We start from the raw sequence: 21,491 nt of genomic DNA, 5'->3' as shown, positions 1-21,491 counted from the left end.
CGCTCCCAGGCCCCTCGATGTCCGCCTCGGTCTCCAACGTCCGCCCCGCTCCGGATACGGTACTCGTCGATATCGTCGACTACGTGCTGAACACCGGAATCGACAGCGCGCTCGCGCTGGAGACGGCGCGTCATTGCCTGATCGACACGCTCGGATGCGGACTCGAGGCGCTGTCCTACCCGGCCTGCACCAAGCTGCTCGGCCCCGTCGTGCCCGGCACGATCGTGCCGAACGGCGCGAAGGTGCCCGGCACGTCCTTCCAGCTCGATCCCGTCCAGGCCGCTTTCGACATCGGCGCGATGATCCGCTGGCTGGATTTCAACGACACCTGGCTCGCCGCCGAATGGGGTCATCCGTCCGACAATCTCGGCGGAATCCTGGCGACGGCCGACTGGCTGTCCCGCACGGCCGTCGCGGCCGGCAGGAAGCCGCTTTCCATGCGCGACGTGCTCGTCGCGATGATCCAGGCCCACGAGATCCAGGGCTGCCTCGCACTCGAGAATTCGTTCAACGCGGTCGGGCTCGACCACGTGCTGCTCGTCAAGGTCGCGTCGACGGCCGTCGTCGGCCGCCTGCTCGGCCTCACGCGCGACGAGCTGATCAACGCGGTATCGAACGCATTCGTCGACGGCCAGGCGCTGCGCACGTACCGCCACGCGCCGAACACCGGTTCGCGCAAGTCGTGGGCGGCCGGCGACGCGACGTCCCGCGCGGTGCGCCTCGCGCTGATCGCGAAAACGGGTGAAATGGGCTACCCGTCGGCGCTCACCGCGAAAACCTGGGGCTTCTATGACGTGCTGTTCAACGGGCAGCCGTTCCGCTTCCAGCGCCCGTACGGCACGTACGTGATGGAGAACGTGCTGTTCAAGATCGCGTTCCCCGCCGAATTCCACGCGCAGACGGCCGCCGAGGCTGCGCTGCAACTGCACGCGCAGCTCACCGCGGCGGGCCGCACGACCGACGAGATCAGCCGGATCACGATCCGCACGCACGCGGCCGCGATCCGCATCATCGACAAGCAGGGTCCGCTCGCCAATCCGGCCGACCGCGATCATTGCATCCAGTACATGGTCGCCGTGCCGCTGCTGTTCGGCCGGCTGACCGCGGCCGATTACGAAGATGCGGTCGCCGCCGATCCGCGCATCGACGCGCTGCGCGCGAAAACCGTGTGCGTCGAGGATCCGCAGTTCACGAAGGATTACCATGACCCGGCCAAACGATCGATCGCGAATGCGCTGACGATCGAATTCGCGGACGGGTCGAAGCTTGCCGAAGTGGCGGTCGAATACCCGATCGGCCATCAGCGACGCCGTGCGGACGGCATCCCGCTCCTGGTCGAGAAGTTCAGGACCAACCTCGCCCGTCGCTTCCCGGCAAAGCAGCAACAAGCGATTCTCGACGTGTCGCTGGACCAGGCAAAGCTCGAAGCGATGCCGGTCGATGAGTACGTCGATCTGTACGTGATATAGCCGTCATTTACAGGACTCTTTGTTTCCTAGCCTTAAACCCAGGAAAATCACCATGGCCCACAATCTCCACAAGACCCTCAAGGAATTCGACAGCGGTTCCGGCAAAGGCAAGTTCTACTCGCTGCCGCAGCTCGGCAAGGAACTGAAGACGAAGATCGAACGCCTCCCGGTGTCGATCCGTATCGTGCTCGAGTCCGTGCTGCGCAACTACGACGGCAAGAAGATCACCGAAGAACACATCGAGCAACTCGCGAACTGGAAGCCGACCGCGAAGCGCGTCGACGAGATTCCGTTCGTGGTGTCGCGCGTCGTGCTGCAGGACTTCACGGGCGTGCCGCTGCTCGCCGACATCGCGGCCATGCGCGGTGTGGCAGAGCGTTCGGGCAAGAACCCGAAGAAGATCGAGCCGCTGGTCCCGGTCGATCTCGTCGTCGACCACTCGGTCCAGATCGACTACTTCCGCCAGAAGGACGCGCTCGACCTGAACATGAAGCTGGAATTCCAGCGCAACAACGAGCGCTACCAGTTCATGAAGTGGGGCATGCAGGCGTTCGACACGTTCAAGGTCGTGCCGCCGGGCGTCGGCATCGTCCACCAGGTGAACCTCGAATATCTCGCGCGCGGCGTCCACAAGAAGGCGGACGGCGGCGACACCGTGTACTACCCGGACACGCTCGTCGGCACGGACAGCCACACGACGATGATCAACGGCATCGGCGTGGTCGGCTGGGGCGTGGGCGGCATCGAGGCGGAAGCCGGCATGCTCGGCCAGCCGGTGTACTTCCTGACGCCGGACGTCGTCGGCGTCGAGCTGAAGGGCAAGCTGCGCGAAGGCGTAACGGCCACCGACCTGGTGCTGACGATCACCGAAATGCTGCGCAAGGAGAAGGTCGTCGGCAAGTTCGTCGAGTTCTTCGGCGAAGGCACGAAGTCGCTGTCGCTGCCGGACCGCGCAACGATCGGCAACATGGCGCCGGAATACGGCGCGACGATGGGCTTCTTCCCGGTCGACGAAAAGACGATCGACTACTTCGAAGGCACGGGCCGCACGAAGGCGGAAATCGCCGCGTTCGAAAACTACTTCAAGGCCCAGAAGCTGTTCGGCATTCCGAAGGCCGGCGACATCGACTACACGAAGACGGTGACGCTCGACCTGGCAACGGTCGCCCCGTCGCTGGCCGGCCCGAAGCGCCCGCAGGACCGCATCGAGATCGGCAACGTCAAGTCGACGTTCACCGACCTGTTCTCGAAGCCGGTCGCGGAAAACGGCTTCGCGAAGAAGGCGGACGACCTGAACGCGCAATACACGACGAGCAACGGCGTCGACGTGAAGAACGGCGACGTGCTGATCGCCGCGATCACGTCGTGCACGAACACGTCGAACCCGAGCGTGCTGCTGGCCGCCGGCCTGCTCGCGAAGAAGGCCGTCGAAGCCGGCCTGACCGTCGCGCCGCACATCAAGACGTCGCTCGCGCCGGGATCGCGCATCGTCACCGAATACCTGACGAAGACGGGCCTGCTGCCCTACCTCGCGAAGCTCGGCTTCGAAGTCGCCGCCTACGGCTGCACGACCTGTATCGGCAACGCGGGCGACCTGACGCCGGAACTGAACGAAGCGATCACGAAGAACGACATCGTCGCGGCTGCGGTGCTGTCGGGCAACCGTAACTTCGAAGCGCGCATCCACCCGAACATCCGCGCGAACTTCCTCGCGTCGCCGCCGCTGGTCGTCGCCTACGCGATCGCCGGCAACATCACGCGCGACCTGATGACCGAGCCGGTCGGCAAGGGCAAGGACGGCTACGACATCTACCTCGGCGACATCTGGCCGACCAGCGATGAAATCCACGCGCTGCTCAAGTTCGCGCTCGACCCGAAGAAGTTCGAGGACAACTACTCGAAGCTGACCAAGAAGGGCGACCTCTGGAGCAAGATCGAGGGCGAAACGGGCCAGGTCTACGACTGGCCGAAGTCGACCTACATCGCCGAGCCGCCGTTCTTCGGCAACGACTTCTCGATGGAGCCGGCAGCGTCGATCCCGACGGTCAAGGGCGCGCGCGCACTGGGCATCTTCGGTGACTCGGTCACGACCGACCACATCAGCCCGGCAGGCTCGATCAAGGAAGACTCGCCGGCAGGCAAGTGGCTGAAGGAGAACGGCGTGCAGAAGGCCGACTTCAACAGCTACGGCTCGCGCCGCGGCAACCACGACGTGATGATGCGCGGCACGTTCGCGAACGTGCGGATCAAGAACCTGATGATCCCGGCGAAGGCGGACGGCACGCGCGTCGAAGGCGGCCTGACGATCCACCAGCCGAGCGGCGAACAGCAGTCGATCTACGACGCGGCCATGCAGTACGTCGCGGCCGACACGCCGACCGTCGTGTTCGCAGGCGAAGAGTACGGCACGGGCTCGTCGCGCGACTGGGCCGCGAAGGGCACGCAACTGCTCGGCGTGAAGGCCGTGATCGCACGCAGCTTCGAGCGGATCCACCGCTCGAACCTGGTCGGCATGGGCGTGCTGCCGCTGCAGTTCAAGGGCGCGGACAGCGTCCAGTCGCTCGGCATCACCGGTGAAGAGACGTACGACATCGAGGGCCTCGGCGACGACTTCAAGCCGCAGCAGGACGTCACGCTCGTGATCCACCGCAAGAACGGCGAAGCGACCCGCGTGCCGGTGCTGCTGCGCATCGATACGCCGATCGAAGTCGACTACTACAAGCACGGCGGTATCCTGCCGTTCGTGCTGCGCTCGCTGCTCGCAGCGTAAGCGTCCTGCTTTTGCAGGTGCCGCAGCCGCCTCGCGGCGGTTGCGGCCGATTTGGATGCCCGACCTCGTGTCGGGCTTTTTTTATGCGCGCGCGGCGGGAGCGCGATGTCGGCAGTACGTCATGCGGCCTTGTCGCCGCGTGCCTTGGCCCCCGCCCGCACGTTCTTCTTCAGGTGCGCGCGGTTGTAGTCGATCGCCGCGCGAACGAGGCGCTTCAATGCCCGCTTGTCCAGCTTGTCGCCTTCGAGGAAATCGATCGCGCGCCGCGCATTGCCGTCGAGGCCGGCATTGAACAGCCCGTCGGGATCGGGCAGGTGCGCGCCGTGCATGAACGTGAGCTTCACCTTGCCCTTGTGCGCGTTCGCGACCGCGATCATCCCGTCGCACGACCACACCGGGCTGCCCATCCATTTCCATTCCTCGACGATGCCGTCTTCGGCGGCAAGGATCGTCTCGCGCAGTTCGGCGAAGGTCTTGCCTCGCCAGTCGGCGATTCCCGCGATCAGCGCGTCGATGCGTGCCGACGGCTCCAGGTCCGATGCGCTCATGCCCCGGCCTCCGGTTCTCCATCGGGCCGCGCCAGCACCTGTTCGAGCGATTCGAAGAATCGCACCCACCCGTGCTGCGCCCCGCGATACGCCTGTTCCTGATCCGCGCGGAAGCCGGCCTGCTCCATGCGCAGCAGCGTGCCGGCCGGCGTCGGCGTGAGCGTCCACGTGACGACACTTTCCAGGCCATACGCGGCCCATGTATAGGACAGCACGCGCTGCGGCTCGATCGTCAGCACCGTGCAGTCGACCGAACCCCAGTCGGCGCGGAAGCTGAACGCACGGCCCGCGACGGGTTCGAAGTCGCTCTGCATCAGCCACGCCTCGATCAGGTGCGGTTGCGTGAGCGCACGCCAGATCTTCTCCGGCGGATGCGACAGTTCCCGTTCGACGACGACGGTACGCGTTTCGGTAGTGGCCTGGTTCATTGATCCATCCTTTTGAGCAGATCTTCGAGAGCGTCGAACCGGTTCTGCCAGAAGCCGGCCATCTGGCTGGTCCAGTCGATCAACGGCATCAGCGCCTGCGGCTGCGCGCTGTAGTGCGTCTGCCGGCCTTCGTGACGGTCGCTCACGAGCCCGGCCTGCTTCAGTACGCCCAGATGCTTCGATACCGCCGGCTGCGACACGCCTGCATGGGCCGTAAGCGCGGCGACCGTCAACTCGCCCTCCTCGCACAGCCGCTCGAAGAGCGCGCGGCGCGTCGGATCGGCCAGTGTTCTGAAAAGCAGGTCGTGAGCGTCGTGCATGTTCGAATTAATAACCCGACGGTTATGGATTGAAGCATAGCCGGAGAACGATACGCGTCAAGGAGGAATTTCGCGCGTGACGTCGTTCGATCCCGCAGTGTGCTCGTTCGCCGGCGCAGGGCGAGCGGCAACGGAACCGCTGGCGACGGATATCCGGCGCGCGCCGAATCGGCGCCATCGTTCGCATTCGAGCATTTCCTCTAATCCGCTCGCCCGACCCGTGAACCGAAAGCGCGCTGCAAGACTCGGCAACGCGCTGTTCCACAGTTCGGGAAACGCTCGCGATCGACCGGCCCCGTTTCTGTGCATCCGCGCATCGCGGCGTCGTCGCGTTGGCGTCATGGCGACGCTTGACCACATAGTGCAACGCGCGACGCACCGACGCCCCATCACACGCAATGCGCTTTCGCGGCGATTCGCTCCGCAATCGCGCGCATTCCGATACCGCGACGAACGAGTCGTGCGTGCAAACGTCGTCGACCGCAGCGCGATCGCGTCGCGAACCGGTTCCCTTCGGCGGCACCGATGCCGCGTGCGTCGACGCCGCCGCGCATGCGCGCGTACATGCCGATGTCAGAACTGACAGCTATGGAAACTGGCAGCTACCTGAACGGCACCGACGCCCTACGCTCGTCACCGCTCGCGGCCCCACAAGGGCCGGGTGCTCCAGCAACGTCGTCTCTCCTAAAAAGGACTCCCGATGAAAAGGAACGCCTGGTTTGCCCTCCCCCTTCCGTCGCCCCGCCGCCTCGCGTGCGCGTGGCCGCTCGTGCTCGCCGCCGGCGCGGCGCATGCGACGACGGACTGGGTCGACACCCACACGAAGGCCTTTCTGACCGGCCCGCAACTGATGGCGCGCAGCGCGGCGCCGTCGCTCGAACTCGCGGCCGGCGAGACGACCGACGTCGTCGTCAGCCTGAAGCTGCGCAACGCCGCGCAGCTCAAGCAGCTCGCGCACGACGTGAATCGGCCCGGCAACGCGCATTACCGCCAGTACCTGACGCACGAGCAGTTCCTCGCCAGCTACGCACCGACCGACGCGCAGGTGAAGTCGGTCGTCGACTATCTGCGCAAGAGCGGCTTCGTGAACATCGAAGTGGCGCCGAACCGGCTGCTGGTATCCGCACGCGGCACGGCCGGCACGGTGAAGACCGCGTTCAACACGTCGCTCGTGCATTTCCAGTACGCGGGCCGCTCGGGCTTCGCGAACGCGTCCACCGCGCAGGTGCCGCGCGCGCTCGGCGACGTCGTCGGCTCGGTGCTCGGGTTGCAGAACGTCGCCCGCGCACGGCCGATGCTCCGCATCGGCAACGTCGCGAAGCCGCAGGCACTCGCGGCCGGCACGGCCACCGGCCACTATCCGAAGGAATTCCCGGGCCTCTACAACGCGACCGGCGTGCCGACCGCGGCCGGCGTGACCGTCGGCATCATCACGATCGGCGGCGTGTCGCAGACGCTGCAGGACCTGAAGCAGTTCACGTCGAGCAACGGTTACGGCACGGTCACGACCCAGACCGTCAAGACCAACGGTACCGGCACGAGCGGCAGCTACAGCGACGACCAGGACGGCCAGGGCGAATGGGATCTCGACAGCCAGTCGATCGTCGGCTCGGCCGGCGGCCAGGTCGGCAAGCTGCTGTTCTACATGGCGGACCTGAACGCCGCCGGCAACACGGGGCTCACGCAGGCATTCAACCGCGCGGTGTCGGACAACACCGCGAAGGTGATCAACGTGTCGCTCGGCTGGTGCGAAACCGACGCGAACGCGGACGGCACGATCGACGCCGAGGAACAGATCTTCACGACGGCTGCCGCGCAGGGCCAGACGTTCTCGGTATCGTCGGGCGACGAAGGCGTCTACGAATGCAACAACCGCGGCTATCCGGACGGCGCGAACTACACGGTGTCGTGGCCGGCCGCGTCGCCGCACGTGCTCGCGATCGGCGGCACGACGTTGTACACCACGTCGGCGGGCGCATTCTCGAACGAAACGGTGTGGAACGAAGGCCTCGACGGGAACGGCAAGCTGTGGGCCACGGGCGGCGGCGTCAGCACGGTCCTGCCGGCGCCGGCGTGGCAGTCGGGCAGCAATCGTCAGTTGCCCGATGTATCGTTCGACGCCGCGCAAAGCACGGGCGCGTACATCTACAACTACGGCCAGCTGCAGCAGATCGGCGGCACGAGCCTCGCCGCGCCGATCTTCACCGGTTTCTGGGCGCGTCTGCTCGCGGCGAACGGCACGGGTCTCGGCTTCCCGGCCGGCAAGTTCTATGCTGACATTCCGTCGAACCCGTCGCTCGTGCGCTATGACGTCGTGTCGGGGAACAACGGCTATCAGGGGTATGGCTACAACGCGGGCACCGGCTGGGATCTGACGACCGGCTTCGGCAGCCTGAACATCGCGAACCTCAACAAGCTGATCCAGACGGGCGGCTTCTGAGCGTGATGCGAAGGCCGGCGCGCGGCGGTCGTTCGCCGCGCGCCGGCCGGGAAACTCGCGGGCAGCGGGCGCGTACGGAACGCTACTCCGTCGCCGGCTCCTTCGCCGGCGTCGCCGCGACCGATGCGACCGGCGCACCGGCCCGATGCGACGGTGCGAAGAGCCGCAGCCCGCTCGCGACGCTCGCGGCGCCGGCAAAACCCGCACCGAGCATCAGCGCGAGCGTCGGCCCATGACGCCCGGCGATCCCGAACGACAGCGCGACGAGCGCCGCGCCGGTCGCCTGCCCGATCAGCCGCGCGGTCGCGATGATGCCGCTCGCGCCGCCACTGCGCTCGGGAGGCGCGCTCGACATCAACGCCTTCAGGTTCGGCGACTGGAAGAAGCCGAAGCCCGCGCCGCACAGCATCATCCGCCAGCCGATGTCGACGACGTTCGGCGCCGCCGGCAGCGCGGCGAGCGACACCATCCCCGCGCTCAGCAGCGCAAGACCGATCGCGCCGAGCAATCCGGGCGGATAGCGATCCGAAAGCCGGCCCGCGATCGGCGCGGCGAGCGCGACGATCGCCGACCATGGCGTCATCAGGAAGCCGGTCTCCACCGCGTCGCGATGCAGGACGGTTTCGAAGTAGAACGGCAGCGACACGAACGCGAGCCCCTGCGCGGCGAACGCACACACGGCCGTCAGCGCGGACAGCGTGAACACCGGCCGGCGGAACAGGTCGACCGGCAGCATCGGCGCCGGGTGCCCCGGCTGGCGGCGGATCAACAGCGCCCCGAACGCGAGCGCGACCGCGGCAGCCGCGAACACGACGGACAGCGGCCCGCGCTGCGCGAATTCGCCGAGCGCGAAGATCAGCGATGCGAACGTGATCACGTTGAACAGCGCGGCGAGCGGATCGAACGCATGCTTGCCGCGCGCCGTCTGCGACAGCGACGGAATCGCCACGGCAAGCGCGAGCACGCCGAGCGGCACGTTCACCGCGAACAGCCACGGCCAGGCGGCCACCGACAGGATCAGCGACGCGATCGTCGGCCCCACGGCGAACGACACGCCGACGACCAGTGCGTTGAAGCCGACGCCGCGCCCGAGCCGGTGCGCGGGAAACAGGTTGCGGATCAGCGCGACGTTCACGCTCATGATCGCGCTCGCGCCGAAGCCCTGCACGATCCGCGCCGCCGTCAGCTGCGGCAGCGTCGCCGCGAGCGAACAGCCGAGCGACGCGAGCGTGAACACCGCGAGGCCCGCGACATACACGCGCTTGTGACCGACGATGTCGCCGAGCGACGCGAACGGCAGCAGCGTCGCGACCATCGCGAGCTGGTAGGCGTTGATGATCCACACCGACGCGGCCGGCGACGCGTGCAGGTCGGTGGCGATCGCGGGCAGCGCGGTGTTCGCGATTGCCGTGTCGAGCGTCGCGAGCGCGACGGCCAGCAGCACGGCGGACATCGCGCGCCAGTTGACGGCCGGCTCCCGGGCGCCGGCAGGGGATGCGAATTCGGACAAGATGAGGCTCGACTGACGAGCGACGCGCGGCGTCGCGGATTGAGCGGCGCGGCACCGGGCGCCCCTGCTGCAAGAACGGAACGCGCGGCACTGCGAGCCGTATTGTTGCAGAGCCGCATCGAACGTGCAGGCGACCGCGTCGTCAGTCAGCGAAACGAAAGCTTCGGGGCGCCGCGTCGAGTGCGCGGCATCGTTGAAAACGCAACGATCGACGGCACACCGGACGCTGCGCTTCCGGCCGTCACGACACCGCGCGCCGCGCGTTGCGCCCGCGCAGCCATTCGAGCGCGAGCAGCAGGCTCGTCGAGAAAATGATCAGGATCGTCGCAAGCGCGGCGATCGTCGGGCTGATGTTCTCGCGAATGCCGGTGAACATCTGGCGCGGCAGCGTCGTCTGGTCCGCGCCCGCGAGGAACAGCGTGACGACGACTTCGTCGAACGACGTCGCGAACGCGAACAGCGCACCCGACATCACGCCCGGCGCGATCACCGGCAGCGTCACGCGGAAGAACGTCGTGACGGGATTCGCGCCGAGCGACAGGCTCGCGCGCACCAGGTTCTGGTTGAACCCCTGCAGCGTCGCAGCCACCGTCGTCACGACGAACGGCACGCCGAGCGCCGCGTGCGCGGCGATCAGCCCCGTGTAGGTATTCGCGAGCCCGAGCGGCGCGAAGAACAGATACATGCCGACACCGACCACGACCACGGGCACGATCATCGGCGACAGCAGCACGGCCATCAGAAGCCCCTTGCCGCGGAAGTCCGCCTTCGTGAGGCCGATCGCGGCGAGCGTGCCGAGCACGGTCGCGACGACGGTCGCCGACGGCGCGACGATGAAGCTGTTCTTCGCGGCCATCCGCCACTCGTCCGACGCGATCAGGTTCTCGTACCAGCGCATCGAGAAGCCCGGGATCGGATAGACGAGGAACGTGCTCGACGAAAACGACAGCGGCACGATGGCGAGCACCGGCAGGATCAGGTACAGCAGCGTCAGCACGACGAGCACGCGCAACGCGACGTACCACGCGCGCTCGACGAACGACATGTGCGGCGCGAACAGCGGCCTGGCGAGTTTCATGGTCGGCATCCCCTTCCCGTTTCGTTGTGCGCGGCGCTCAGCCGAGGCTCACGTTGGTGCGCGTGAAGCGCCCATATACCGCATACAGCACCAGCGTCGCCGCGAGCAGCAGCCCGCCGAGCGCGCACGCCATGCCCCAGTTGATCGTCACGTTCGTGAAGTACGCGACGTAGTAGCTGACCATCTGGTCGTTCGGCCCGCCGAGCAGCGCAGGCGTGATGTAGTAGCCGATCGCGAGGATGAACACGAGCAGCGCGCCGGCGCCGACGCCCGGATAGGTCTGCGGCACGTACACGCGCCAGAACGCGGCGAATGGATGGCTGCCGAGCGACACGGCCGCGCGCTGGTAGGTCGGCGGGATCGACTTCATCACGCTGTAGAGCGGCAGGATCATGAACGGCAGCAGGATGTGCGTCATCGAGATGTACACGCCGACGCGGTTGAACAGCAGCGTCAGCGGATGCGAGATCAGCCCGCTGCCGATCAGCGCCGTGTTGATGAGCCCTTCGCTCTGCAGCAGCACGATCCACGCGGCGACGCGCACCAGCACCGAGGTCCAGAACGGAATCAGCACGAGGATCATCACGAGGTTCGCGCGCCGCTCCGACAACGTCGAGATCCAGTACGCGAGCGGATAGCCGAGCAGCAGCGCGAACAGCGTGACCGCGACGCCGATCACGAACGTGCGGCCGAAGATCGCGAGATAGATCGACTGATCGGGATCGGCCTGCACGATCCGGCCGAAGCCGTCCTGCTTGTGGTCGAGCGCGGCGAGCAGGTAGAACGGCGACATCTGGCTGCCGTTCTTCGCGATCGACTGCCAGTACGCGACGTCGCCCCAGCGCGAATCGAGATCGATCAGTTTCGCGCGCGTTTGCGCGGGCGTCAGCGCCGCGTCGTTGTCGCCTTTCAGCGGCATCGCGCGCGCCGTCTTCGCGACGAGCGAGCGGTAGCCGGGAATCTCGGTGTTCAGGCGCCGCGCGAGTGCGCCCATCGCCTCGCTGTCGGCGACCTTCGTCATGTCGGCCGCGAGCGCGGCATACGCGGCGTCGGCCGGTGGCGCCTTGCGGTCCCAGCCCGACAGCGCGGCGATCGTGTTCGGCAGCGCGGTCGCGATCTCGGGGTTCTGCACCGCGCGCGTGAGCAGCGTGCCGATCGGCACGACGAAGATGAGCAGCAGGAAGATCGCGAGCGGCGCGATCAGCAGCAGCGCCATCGTGCGCTTGCGGGCCTCGGCTGCCTTCAGCTCGCGCTTGAGCGCAGCTGTCGACGGCGAGGAAGGAGCGATCGTCATCGTGTTCAACGGTTCTCTCCGGCCGGGCTCGATCCGGCGGAATGCCGCGCGACGCAGTCGATGCGCCGCGCGGCAGGTTTCATCAGGACACCTGAGTAGCGGTTACTTCGTCGCCCACGCGGCGAAACGCTGCTCGAGCTCGTCGCTGTGGTCGGTCCAGAAGCCGATGTCCTCCAGCACCGCGTTCTTGCCGTTGGCCGGCGAGTTCGGCAGGTTCGCGAGCGTCTTCGCGTCGAGCGACTTGATCGCCGAGATGTTCGTGGGGCCGTACGCGATGTGCTGCGCATACCCTTGCTGCGGCTTCGGCGTCAGCGTGTACGCGATGTACTGCTCGGCCAGCGCCTTGTTCGGCGAGCCCTTCGGAATCGCCCAGTAGTCGAGGTCGTAGATGCTGCCGTTCCACACGACCTTCAGGTTCTTGCCTTCCTTCTGCGCGGCATCGATACGGCCGTTGTACGCGGTCGACATCACGACGTCGCCGGCCACCAGGAACTGCGGCGGCTGCGCGCCCGCTTCCCACCACTGGATGTACGGCTTCAGCTCGTCGAGCTTCTTGAACGCGCGGTCCTGGCCGGCCTTCGTGCCGAGCACCTTGTACACGTCCTTCGTCGCGACGCCGTCGGCCATCAGCGCGAACTCGAGGTTGTAGCGCGCACCCTTGCGCATGCCGCGCTTGCCGGGGAATTTCTTCACGTTCCAGAAATCGGCCCAGCCGGTCGGCGCGGTCTTCAGCTTGTCCGCGTTGTACGACAGCGCGGTCGACCACACGAAGAAGCCGACGCCGCACACCTGCGGCGATTCGGGAATCAGGTCGGACTTCTTCGCGATCTTCGACCAGTCGAGCTTTTCGTACAGCCCTTCATCGCAGCCGCGGTTCAGGTCGCCCGATTCGACTTCGACCACGTCCCAGTTGACGTGCTTCGCCTCGACCATCGCCTTCACTTTCGCCTGCTCGCCGTTGTACTCGACGGCCGTGACCTTGTTGCCGGTCGCCTTCTCGAACGGCTGGTTGAATGCGGCCTTTTGCGCGTCGCCGTTCGCGCCGCCGAAGTTGACGACCGTGAGTTCGGCCGCCGAGGCCGATGCGCCGACGACGGCGAGCGCCAGTGCGAGCGCGGTGCGACGCGCGGTAGAGCTTGCTCCGTTCATGATGGTTCCTCTCCTCTCGTGGTGGAAGTGGGCAGTTGTTGTTGACGACGTGCTGCGATAAAAGCGGGAAAACCCTGCGTCAGGCGAATACGCGCAGATGCTCGGGCGCGAATGCGAGCGATACCGGCGCGCCGGGCGAGAACGCGTCGAGCGCGCCCGTGCCGAGCGGCACCTTCACGAAGCATTCGTCCTGGCCCGGCAGCGCGCAGCGCATGCGCACGTGATCGCCGAAATAGATGAGACTGCGCGCCTCGCCGTTCACGCGGTTGGCGGTGCCGTTCGCGTGGCCGTTCGCGAGGCTCATGCGTTCGGGCCGGATGCATGCGACGGCCGGCGCGCCTTCGGCCGCGTCGCCGATGCGGCGACCGACGAGCTGCGTGCCGTCGTCGAGGCGGAATTCGCAGAATTCGCCGTCGACGCGCGCGATGGTGCCGCGCAGCCGGTTGCTGTCGCCGATGAAGTTCGCGACGAATTCGTTGCACGGCGATTCGTACAGGCGGTCGACGGTATCGAGCTGCTGCACGATGCCCTTGTCGAACACCGCGACGCGATCGGACATCGTCAGCGCCTCGCCCTGGTCGTGCGTCACGTAGACGAAGGTCACGCCGAGCTTCTCGTGCAGCGCCTTCAATTCGTACTGCATGTGTTCGCGCAACTGCTTGTCGAGCGCGCCGAGCGGCTCGTCCATCAGCACGAGCTTGGGCTCGAACACGAGCGCCCGCGCGAGCGCGATGCGCTGCTGCTGGCCGCCCGACAACTGCGCCGGATAGCGTTTCGCGAAACGCTCCATCTGCACCATCTTCAGCGCATGCGCGACGCGCTCCGCGCGCTCGGCCGGCGGCAGCTTGCGCACCGACAGCGGATACGCGACGTTCTGCTCGACGGTCAGGTGCGGAAACAGCGCGTAGTTCTGGAACACCATGCCGATGTTGCGCTTGTGCGGCGGCACGGTGTTCAGCAGTTCGCCGTCGAGGCGGATCTCGCCGCCCGTCGGAAACTCGAAGCCCGCCAGCATCATCAGGCAGGTGGTCTTGCCCGAGCCGGACGGCCCGAGCAGCGTCAGGAATTCCCCTCGGTGGATGTCGAGGTCGAGCGATTTGACGACCAGCGTCTCGCCGTCATAGGTCTTCCGCACGCCGCGAAAGCTGACGATCACATCATCGGACTTCATCGTGGCTGTCCCCTTGCTGCGCGACAAACGTTTTTGAGATGGGCCCACTATACGGTGCGTACGGTTCTACAATAGGGAACCATTTCAATATTCCTAGTAGGACCACTTTGGATACCGTGATCCTGGCCGACTGGCTCTCCGCCCGTCTCGACCGCAGCTCGTCCGAGCCGATGTATCGGCAGTTGCTGCAACTGATGCAGCAAGCCATTCTTACCGGGGAATTAGGGCCAGGGACGAAGCTGCCCAGTTCGCGCACCCTCGCGGCAGATCTGTCGATCGCGCGCAATACCGTGCTGCACGTGTACGACCAGTTGACGGCCGAAGGCTATGTGCTGACGACGACCGGCAGCGGCACCTATGTGGCCGACACGCGCCCGGACGCGGCCGCGATCCGCGTGCCGGGCGCCGCGCCGCCGCCGTCCGACGCCGGTGCGGCGGCGCAGCAGGACGCACAAGGCGACCTGTCGATGCGTGGCCGGCAGTTGATCGAGCATGCGGGCGTGTCGCGGCGCCAGTGGGGCGCGTTCATGCCGGGCGTGCCCGACGTATCGGAATTCCCGAGCCGCACCTGGAGCCGCCTGCAGGCGCGCCTGTGGAAGGAAGCGAATCCCGAGTTGCTGACCTATGCGCCCGGCGGCGGCTACCGGCCGCTGCGCCGTGCGCTCGCCGACTACCTGCGCGTCGCGCGCTCGGTCAAATGCTCGCCGGACCAGGTGATCATCACGACCGGCATCCACCAGTCGATCGACCTCGCGGTGCGGTTGCTGTCCGACATCGGCGATCGCGCGTGGGTCGAGGAGCCGTGCTACTGGGGCGTGCGCAGCGTGCTGCAGGCGACCGGCCTCGCGCTCACGCCGGTGCCGGTCGACCAGGAAGGCATCGATCCGAGCGCGAGCGACATGCAGCATCCGCCGCGGCTCGTGCTCGTCACGCCGTCGCACCAATATCCGCTCGGAATGGTGATGAGCCTTGCACGGCGCCGGATGCTGCTCGAGTACGCGCGCCAGCACCGCTGCTGGATCATCGAGGACGACTACGACAGCGAATTCCGCTACGGCAGCCGCCCGCTTGCGTCGCTGCAGGGGCTCGACGACGGCGGCCGCGTGATCTACGTCGGCAGCCTCGGCAAGATGCTGTTCCCGGGCCTGCGGATGGGCTACATGGTCGTGCCGGAGCATCTTGTCGACACGTTCCGCACCGGGTTGTCGGAACTGTATCGCGAGGGCCAGCTGATGCAGCAGGCCGTGCTCGCCGAATTCATCATGGACGGGCACCTGACTTCGCACGTCAGGCGAATGCGCACGCTGTACGGCGAGCGCCGGCAATTGCTGATCGATGCGATCCACGCGCGCTTCGGCGACGCGCTGCCCGTGATGGGCGACGAGGCCGGCCTGCATCTGGTGCTCGGCCTGCCCGACACGTGCGACGATCGCGCGGTCACGCAAAGCGCATTCGACGCGGGGGTGATCGTGCGTCCGCTGACCAGCTACTACAGCAACCTCGACACCGCGCGGCGCGGGCTGCTGCTCGGCTATGCGTGCGTCGCGCACGAAGGCATTGGCCCCGCGTTCGACACGCTCGCGGCCACCATCGAACAGCATCTGCCGCGGCACTTCACGCGCGCGGCATGACCGTGTGCGTCACTGCGCGGCAGCCGTTCCGCGGTCGAGCGACGCCGCGCGCATCGCTTCGCCGGGCTTCGTGAACATGCGCTGCCGCAGCGCGGCGATCTGCGCGTCGCGATCCTGCGGCGACAATCCGGCCGCGCCGATCTGCGCGCGCTGCGCCGCATAGTCGGCGTAGCGGCTCTGCCACGATGCGTCGTCCTCCTGCATCTGCGCGACGCGCGCGGCGGCTTCCGGGCCAAGTGTCTGCGTCAATTGCGCGCGCATTGCGTCCGACGTCGCCCCGCTCTTCTGCAACTGCGCGATCTGGTCGATCGCGGCCTGCTGCCGATCGGCCTTCTGCTGTGCCGCGCGTTCGTCGGCGGGCATCTGCTGCGCGAGCGCCGCGAGCCGCTCCGCCTTCTGCGCATCCGTCAGCGTGCGGTCCTGCGCAATCTTCAGGCGCGCGAGATCGTAGCGTTGCCGCCACTGCTCCGAGCCGAAGAACGGCTGGCTCCAATCGCCGAGCGTGCGCGACGCGATCGACGCGCGCTGATCGAGCGCGAGCTGCAGCGCACTGAGATCGGACTTGTCGACCGCGCCCGCCTCCGGCAGCTTCGCCAGCGCGTCGAGATACGCGCGATATCGATGCCAGACGTCGAGCGCCTCGGGTTGCGCCGCCGTGCCGTCGAGCTGTGCGGCGATCTCGCGCACGACGAGCGCATCGAGCGCCGCCGCGTTCAGGTCGCTGCGCGCGGTCAGGCAGTAGTCGAAGAAATCGCGCACGGCCCGCGCCTTCGCGAGATGGCCGCCGGCATCGAGCGGCAGCCTCGGCGCACTGGAACCGGCGAGCGGCGGCGGCAGGCCCGCGCTCGCGGGTAATGCGGCCTGCGGCGGTGCGACACGCGTACCGCCGAGCACTGCCGCATCGGCCGCCGCATGCGTCGCGTCGGCGCCGCGATGCGATGCCGTGCCGCTCCAGATCGCGACGCCGGCAATCGCCGCCAGCCCCACCGCGCCATAGACCGCTACGCGCCGCGCGAGCGGCGCGCGTCCTTCACGTGCCGTCATCGATCACACGCCCGCGAGCTTCAGCCGGTTCGCATGCGTGCGGATCACCGCGACCGGATCTTCCGCATTCGCGCCGCGCACGCCGAGCAACTGGTTGATCTCGTCGAGATGGTTCCACTTGTAGCTCGTGCTCAGCACCTTCCCGTACAGCGCACTGCACTTCGACACGAGCCCGTCGTTCTGGCCCGAGGCGCGATTGATCATCACCGTGCCCGTGCCGAACAACGCAAGCGTCGACAGGTCCAGCGCGTTCGCCGGGTCGATCAACGGAATCGTGCTGGTGTCCGTCGCGCCTGTCACGCCGAACGCGGAGACGGTCGGCTGGATCGCCGTGCCGGCCCACGAATACAGCAGGTGCGTATTGCCACCGACGGTTTCCGTCGGCGCACCCGTCTGGCAGCTGCCCGGCGCGCCGAGGCCCGCGCTCGGGTAATTCTGGTTGTACGTGGCGGCCTGGGAAGTCGTCAGCGTCTTCAGTGCGGCGAGCGCGTCCTGGTTGGCGTTGTTGCTGCTGCTCGTCAGGATACCGAACACATTGGCGAACGCCGCGATCACCGACGACGACAATCCGGTCGGATCGTAAGCGAGCACGCCCTGCACGAAGTCGGCGAACTCCGAGCCGCGATGCGGCGTGCCGATCGTCGTCACCGACGCGACGAGATCGGGCGCGACGGCCGCGACGTAGCGCGACGTGAGGCCGCCCTGGCTGTGACCGACCAGGTTCACCTTGGTCGCCCCGGTCGCTGCGAGCACCGTCTTTACGTAAGCGAGCAGTTGTTCGCCGCGCCCGTTCGGCCCGTCGTCGCTCTGGAACCCCGACAGGTTCGCGACGTAGACGGTCGCGCCATGCTGCTGCAGGTCCTCCTGGATGCCGTACCAGTACTCGAGCACGCCCGCGTACTTGTCGGTGCCGGTGAGCCCGTGCACGAGGATGATCGGATAACGCGTCGCCGCGTAGTCGTCCGCCGGCGCGGTTGCCGCCATCGCCGCGTGCGTCGTTGCGAGCGTCATCAGCGCGGTCGTCCCCGCGAACGGCGCGACGCTCATCGTGCAAGCCACTGCCCCTGCCACCACCCTGGAACGCATCGATCTGGCCATGTATGTTCTCCTGATTATTGTGCTGCCGGTGCGAATGAGATCGGATCGACGCGCACGGCAGGTCGCGAACGGGACGGTCGCGGGCAACGTGTGCGTCGAGTACAGGAGTGAATCACGAGTCGCGAACGTTTGCGCCCTGACTAGATACGGTTCTCTAATCGGTTGACGCGACCCGCCCATTCGGGCGGGGCTGCATTCACGCGTGCGCATGCTGCATCGCACACGCGCGCCGCGCGTTACAGCTTCGCACTCACACGCACCCATGCCGTGCGCCCCGGCTCCATCACCGGCGCGTTCGCCGGATAGCCGAAGCCCGCATTGCCGGCGAGGTTCAGATGCTCGGTGTAGGCCTTGTTCAGCACGTTGTCGATGCCGACCGAGATCTGCACCTTCTTGCTGACGTTGTACTGCACATGCAACGACAGCACGCCGAATCCAGCGCTCGGACCGAAGTCCTTGCCGACCACGTTGCCTTCGTTCAGGGCATAGCGATGCTGCGGTGCAACGACCCGCCACAGGCCGCCGGCCGACCATGCGCCGCGCGTGTATTCGAGCCCGAAGCGCGCCTCGAGCGGCGGCATCTGCGGCAGCGGATCGCCGCTCGTCGCGTTGCGCCCCCACGCATACGCGAGCGACGTCTCGACGCGCAGCGGTGCGACCGGCCGCCACGACACGCCGGCTTCGCCGCCCATGATCTGCGCGTTGACGTTGGTCGCCTGCGTGGTCGGACCCATCATCCCGGCCGCGTAGTTGAACAGGATGTAGTCCTGCACATATCCCGCGTAGGCCGACACCCACGCATCGAACCGGTCGCTCTTGTACTGCGCGCCGATGTCGAGCTGCGTGGTCTTCTCCGGCTGCATCGCCGAGAACGCGTTGATCGAACCGGCCGGCCCGCGCTTCGCGGAGAACAGCTCCCAGTAGTCCGGATAGCGTTCCGCGTGGCCGATCCCCGCGTACCATGTGACCGGTAGCGCGGCGAGATCGCGCTCGTACCGCACGAAGCCGCTCGGCAGCACGCGCGCGCGATCGTCGTCGAAGGTCGGGTTCGGCTTGCTCGACATCATCCCGCGCGTCGTCGCACGCTTGTCGCGCGCGCTCGCGTAGTCGACCCGCGCGCCGCCGATCACGCGCGACGCATCGCTCGCATACCACGTCAGCTCGCCGAACGCGCCGGCGTTCCACATCGTCGCCTGCGCATCCCACGGCTGGTCGCCGTAGTTCTGTCGCCCCATCGCCGAGCGGGCGTCGAGCCGGTTCGACTGCGCATCGACGCCGGTCACGAGCTTGAAATCGTCGCCGAATCGGAACGTCGCGGCCGCCCGCGCACCAAGCGTGCGGCGCCGCACCTCGGATGCCATTCGCATCGGCATGCTGCTGGTCGGATCGGGTTGCCGCAGCGTGTAGTTGTCCATCACGTGGTCGGCTTCGTTGTAGTACACGCGCGCTTCGATCCGGTCGAGCACGTCGCCGAGATGCCGCTTGTCGAACGACAGGCCGAACGTCTCGCGGCGGAAATGCGCGCCGTCCATCCCGCGCCCCGCGTAGCGCGCATAACCGTCACCGGTGCCCGCCGTCAGTTCGACGCGCGTGTGATCGTCGGGCGTCCAGCCCAGCGCCGCGTCAGCGTTCCACTTGTCCCATTGCGACGGCACGGTGTTGCCGTTGCCGTCCTCGTAGTCCTGCGCATGCGCATGGTTCGCGATCACGCGGCCGTAGACGTCCGGCGTGCCGGCCGTCACGTCGACGTTCTGATCGTTGCGGCCGAACGATCCGCCGACCACGCTGCCGTCGAAGCGCATGCCGGGCCGCTCGAAGCGCGGCGTCACGCGTTCGAACAGCACGGTGCCGGCCGATGCGCCGGGGCCGTACAGCACCGTCTGCGGGCCCTTCACGACGGTGACCTTGTCATAGCTTTCCGGCGCGATGTACGAGGTCGGCGCATCCATCCGGTTCGGGCACGCGCCGAGCGTCGGCATCCCGTTCGCGAGGATGTTCAGCCGCGACCCGAACATCCCGCGCAGCACGGGGTCGCCGTTGGTCCCGCCGCTGCGGATCGACGTGAAGCCGGGAATCGTCTTCAGGTAGTCGGCACCGTCGCTCGCCGGCAGCGGCTGGCGCGGCGTCTTCGGATCCGTGACGACGACGAGCGGCGTCGTCAGCGGCGACGCTACGACTTCGACGGGCGGCAGCAGCACGGCCGCGTCGTCCGTCGGCGCACCGGCGGCCTGCGCGGATTCGGTCGCGGCCGCGGCGGCGGCCATCGCGCCGACGGCCAGCGCGGGAACGGTGAGTTTCAGCATGCGCGGCACGCGCCTCGCACGGGAATGGCGCGCCGCCCTCGGCGCGCGCAAGGAAAGAATGGTCATGGTCGAAAGCCCGAGTGACGCCCTCCACGCGGCCTCGACGGACCGCACGGATATCGGCGATGAATGGAACGGAAGACAGCGCGTCAGGCGCGCTCGGGCGGTGCGCGTGGGTACGCGCGCGGATAGCAGTCGGCGCGTGCCGCGACCGCATGCGGCGCGGCGGCGGAAACGGCATCAGGGGGGACGAAGGCGAACGATGCGGCGGCCGCGCCGCCGATCGCGGGACTGTGCGCGAAGAAGCCGCAATAGCCGCACGCATCGAGATGCAGTGCATGGTCGTGCGCGCGGCCCGCATCGGGCGCGCGGTGTGCGCCATGCTCTGCACTACAGACGATTGAGTCGGGGGCGGCCGCCTGCGCGATGCGCCACTGCGACACCAGCGGCGCCGCGATCGCGAGCCAGATCGCGAACACGCCGAGCCAGGCGGTCAGGTGACGATGTCGGTGCAGCATGCGCGGCGATGCGTAAGCGGAATGTAAAAGCAGCCGAGATGTTACAGAATGTTCGCCGCGATGGCCAGTCGCGCATCGTGGTAAACGAACCGGGGCGCATGGTTGTCGATACAACCATGCGCCCCCGGCTGCTGCGCGGCTTCAGCGCGCGGCCATCACGGTGCCATGCGTCGCAGCACGTCGTCGCGCCGGATGAAGTGATGGTAAAGCGCGGCCAGCGCATGCAGGCCGATCACGAAGTAGAACGCGTTACCGATCAGTTCGTGCGCTTCCTTGATCGTCGGCCGCAGCGCCTTGTCCGGGCCGAACAGCGTGAACGACACGCCGATCCAGTCGAGCGACACGGGCTTGCCGCCCATATTGACGAGCATGATGCCAAGCAGCGGCTGCGCGATGATGAATACATACAGCGCGAAATGCGCGAGCTTCGACAGCCACTTGAGCAGCGTCGTCTGCGGAATGGCGTCCGGCACGCGGCTGATCATGCGCCACAGCACGCGCAGCACCGACAGCACGAGCACGAAGGTACCTGCCAGCAAGTGCACGTTCATCCAGAACACGCGACTGTCGCTGCCTTTCGGGCCGCGAATCTCGATGGCCAGGTAGGCCAGCGCCACCAGCAGGAAGATGGCCCAGTGGAAGAAGATCGCGGGTGAGCTGTAACGCGTCTGTTTCGCGAGGATGTTTTTCATGCTGTGTCTCGTAATTTCTCGTGTGGTA

At 67.1% G+C, this 21,491-nt stretch carries 17 protein-coding genes; 4 read left to right on the top strand and 13 right to left on the bottom strand.

All coding sequences use genetic code 11. The features are described from left to right. Positions 1-17 precede the first annotated feature (17 nt). Positions 18-1,469, top strand: a complete 1,452-nt coding sequence (locus tag HWX22_RS11270) for a bifunctional 2-methylcitrate dehydratase/aconitate hydratase (RefSeq protein WP_175906461.1) — start codon at positions 18-20, stop codon at positions 1,467-1,469. A gap of 52 nt (positions 1,470-1,521) precedes the next feature. Beyond that, positions 1,522-4,239: an aconitate hydratase AcnA gene (gene acnA / locus HWX22_RS11265; protein WP_059524704.1), complete on the top strand. Its 2,718-nt coding sequence runs from the start codon at positions 1,522-1,524 to the stop codon at positions 4,237-4,239. Between the two features lie 119 nt (positions 4,240-4,358). Here acnA and HWX22_RS11260 read toward each other — a convergent pair whose 3' ends face one another. Genes HWX22_RS11260 through HWX22_RS11250 form a run of 3 tightly spaced genes read right to left on the bottom strand, consistent with a single transcriptional unit; the run spans position 4,359 to position 5,535 of the window. Next, the gene (locus tag HWX22_RS11260; protein ID WP_175906464.1) at positions 4,359-4,787 is read right to left on the bottom strand and encodes a DUF1801 domain-containing protein; all 429 of its coding nucleotides are present in this window, start codon (positions 4,785-4,787) and stop codon (positions 4,359-4,361) included. Next, positions 4,784-5,215, bottom strand: coding sequence for an SRPBCC domain-containing protein (locus HWX22_RS11255; protein ID WP_175915650.1), 432 nt, complete (start codon positions 5,213-5,215; stop codon positions 4,784-4,786). The genes HWX22_RS11260 and HWX22_RS11255 overlap by 4 nt, the downstream gene beginning before the upstream one ends. Further along, positions 5,212-5,535 carry a metalloregulator ArsR/SmtB family transcription factor gene (locus tag HWX22_RS11250; RefSeq protein WP_175915649.1) on the bottom strand — a complete coding sequence of 108 codons (324 nt, stop codon included), beginning with the start codon at positions 5,533-5,535 and terminating at the stop codon, positions 5,212-5,214. The genes HWX22_RS11255 and HWX22_RS11250 overlap by 4 nt, the downstream gene beginning before the upstream one ends. Before the next feature lie 700 nt (positions 5,536-6,235). On the opposite strand from HWX22_RS11250, the gene HWX22_RS11245 reads away from it, so the two are divergent. Further along, entirely contained in the window at positions 6,236-7,975 is a 1,740-nt protein-coding gene (locus tag HWX22_RS11245) for a S53 family serine peptidase (protein ID WP_175915648.1), read from the top strand. A gap of 82 nt (positions 7,976-8,057) precedes the next feature. Here the strand turns inward: HWX22_RS11245 and HWX22_RS11240 are convergent, their stop codons facing one another. The 5 genes from HWX22_RS11240 to HWX22_RS11220 all read right to left on the bottom strand — a co-directional run bounded on the left by HWX22_RS11240 (position 8,058) and on the right by HWX22_RS11220 (position 14,177). Next, a complete protein-coding gene (locus HWX22_RS11240; RefSeq protein WP_175915647.1) occupies positions 8,058-9,485 on the bottom strand; it encodes an MFS transporter in 1,428 nt (475 codons plus the stop codon). Between the two features lie 241 nt (positions 9,486-9,726). Next, on the bottom strand, positions 9,727-10,563 hold the full coding sequence (locus tag HWX22_RS11235) for an ABC transporter permease (protein WP_059525632.1): 837 nt from the start codon (positions 10,561-10,563) through the stop codon (positions 9,727-9,729). A gap of 37 nt (positions 10,564-10,600) precedes the next feature. Continuing rightward, positions 10,601-11,857 carry an ABC transporter permease gene (locus tag HWX22_RS11230; protein ID WP_059525635.1) on the bottom strand — a complete coding sequence of 419 codons (1,257 nt, stop codon included), beginning with the start codon at positions 11,855-11,857 and terminating at the stop codon, positions 10,601-10,603. A gap of 102 nt (positions 11,858-11,959) precedes the next feature. Then, entirely contained in the window at positions 11,960-13,006 is a 1,047-nt protein-coding gene (locus tag HWX22_RS11225; protein ID WP_175915646.1) for an ABC transporter substrate-binding protein, read from the bottom strand. Positions 13,007-13,085: 79 nt separating this feature from the next. Next, positions 13,086-14,177: an ABC transporter ATP-binding protein gene (locus HWX22_RS11220; protein ID WP_059818783.1), complete on the bottom strand. Its 1,092-nt coding sequence runs from the start codon at positions 14,175-14,177 to the stop codon at positions 13,086-13,088. A 107-nt stretch (positions 14,178-14,284) separates the two neighbouring features. Here HWX22_RS11220 and HWX22_RS11215 point away from each other — a divergent pair, with 107 nt between their 5' ends. Then, positions 14,285-15,808: a PLP-dependent aminotransferase family protein gene (locus tag HWX22_RS11215; RefSeq protein ID WP_175915645.1), complete on the top strand. Its 1,524-nt coding sequence runs from the start codon at positions 14,285-14,287 to the stop codon at positions 15,806-15,808. A 9-nt stretch (positions 15,809-15,817) separates the two neighbouring features. Here HWX22_RS11215 and HWX22_RS11210 read toward each other — a convergent pair whose 3' ends face one another. The 5 genes from HWX22_RS11210 to HWX22_RS11190 form a co-directional block, all read right to left on the bottom strand. Next, positions 15,818-16,852 (bottom strand): lipase secretion chaperone, encoded by a 1,035-nt coding sequence (locus HWX22_RS11210; protein ID WP_175915644.1) that lies wholly within the window; start codon positions 16,850-16,852, stop codon positions 15,818-15,820. Positions 16,853-16,855: 3 nt separating this feature from the next. Next, on the bottom strand, positions 16,856-17,950 hold the full coding sequence (locus HWX22_RS11205; RefSeq protein ID WP_175915643.1) for a triacylglycerol lipase: 1,095 nt from the start codon (positions 17,948-17,950) through the stop codon (positions 16,856-16,858). Positions 17,951-18,186: 236 nt separating this feature from the next. Then, positions 18,187-20,319, bottom strand: a complete 2,133-nt coding sequence (locus HWX22_RS11200; protein WP_175906476.1) for a TonB-dependent copper receptor — start codon at positions 20,317-20,319, stop codon at positions 18,187-18,189. An 83-nt stretch (positions 20,320-20,402) separates the two neighbouring features. Beyond that, a complete protein-coding gene (locus tag HWX22_RS11195; protein ID WP_175915642.1) occupies positions 20,403-20,771 on the bottom strand; it encodes a DUF2946 domain-containing protein in 369 nt (122 codons plus the stop codon). A 155-nt stretch (positions 20,772-20,926) separates the two neighbouring features. Further along, the gene (locus tag HWX22_RS11190; RefSeq protein ID WP_059818778.1) at positions 20,927-21,463 is read right to left on the bottom strand and encodes a cytochrome b; all 537 of its coding nucleotides are present in this window, start codon (positions 21,461-21,463) and stop codon (positions 20,927-20,929) included. Positions 21,464-21,491 lie beyond the last annotated feature (28 nt).

It is taken from the genome of Burkholderia sp. BCC1638 (assembly GCF_902833195.1).
Classification (GTDB): domain Bacteria; phylum Pseudomonadota; class Gammaproteobacteria; order Burkholderiales; family Burkholderiaceae; genus Burkholderia; species Burkholderia diffusa.
This window is presented reverse-complemented; position numbering and strand designations above follow the sequence as displayed.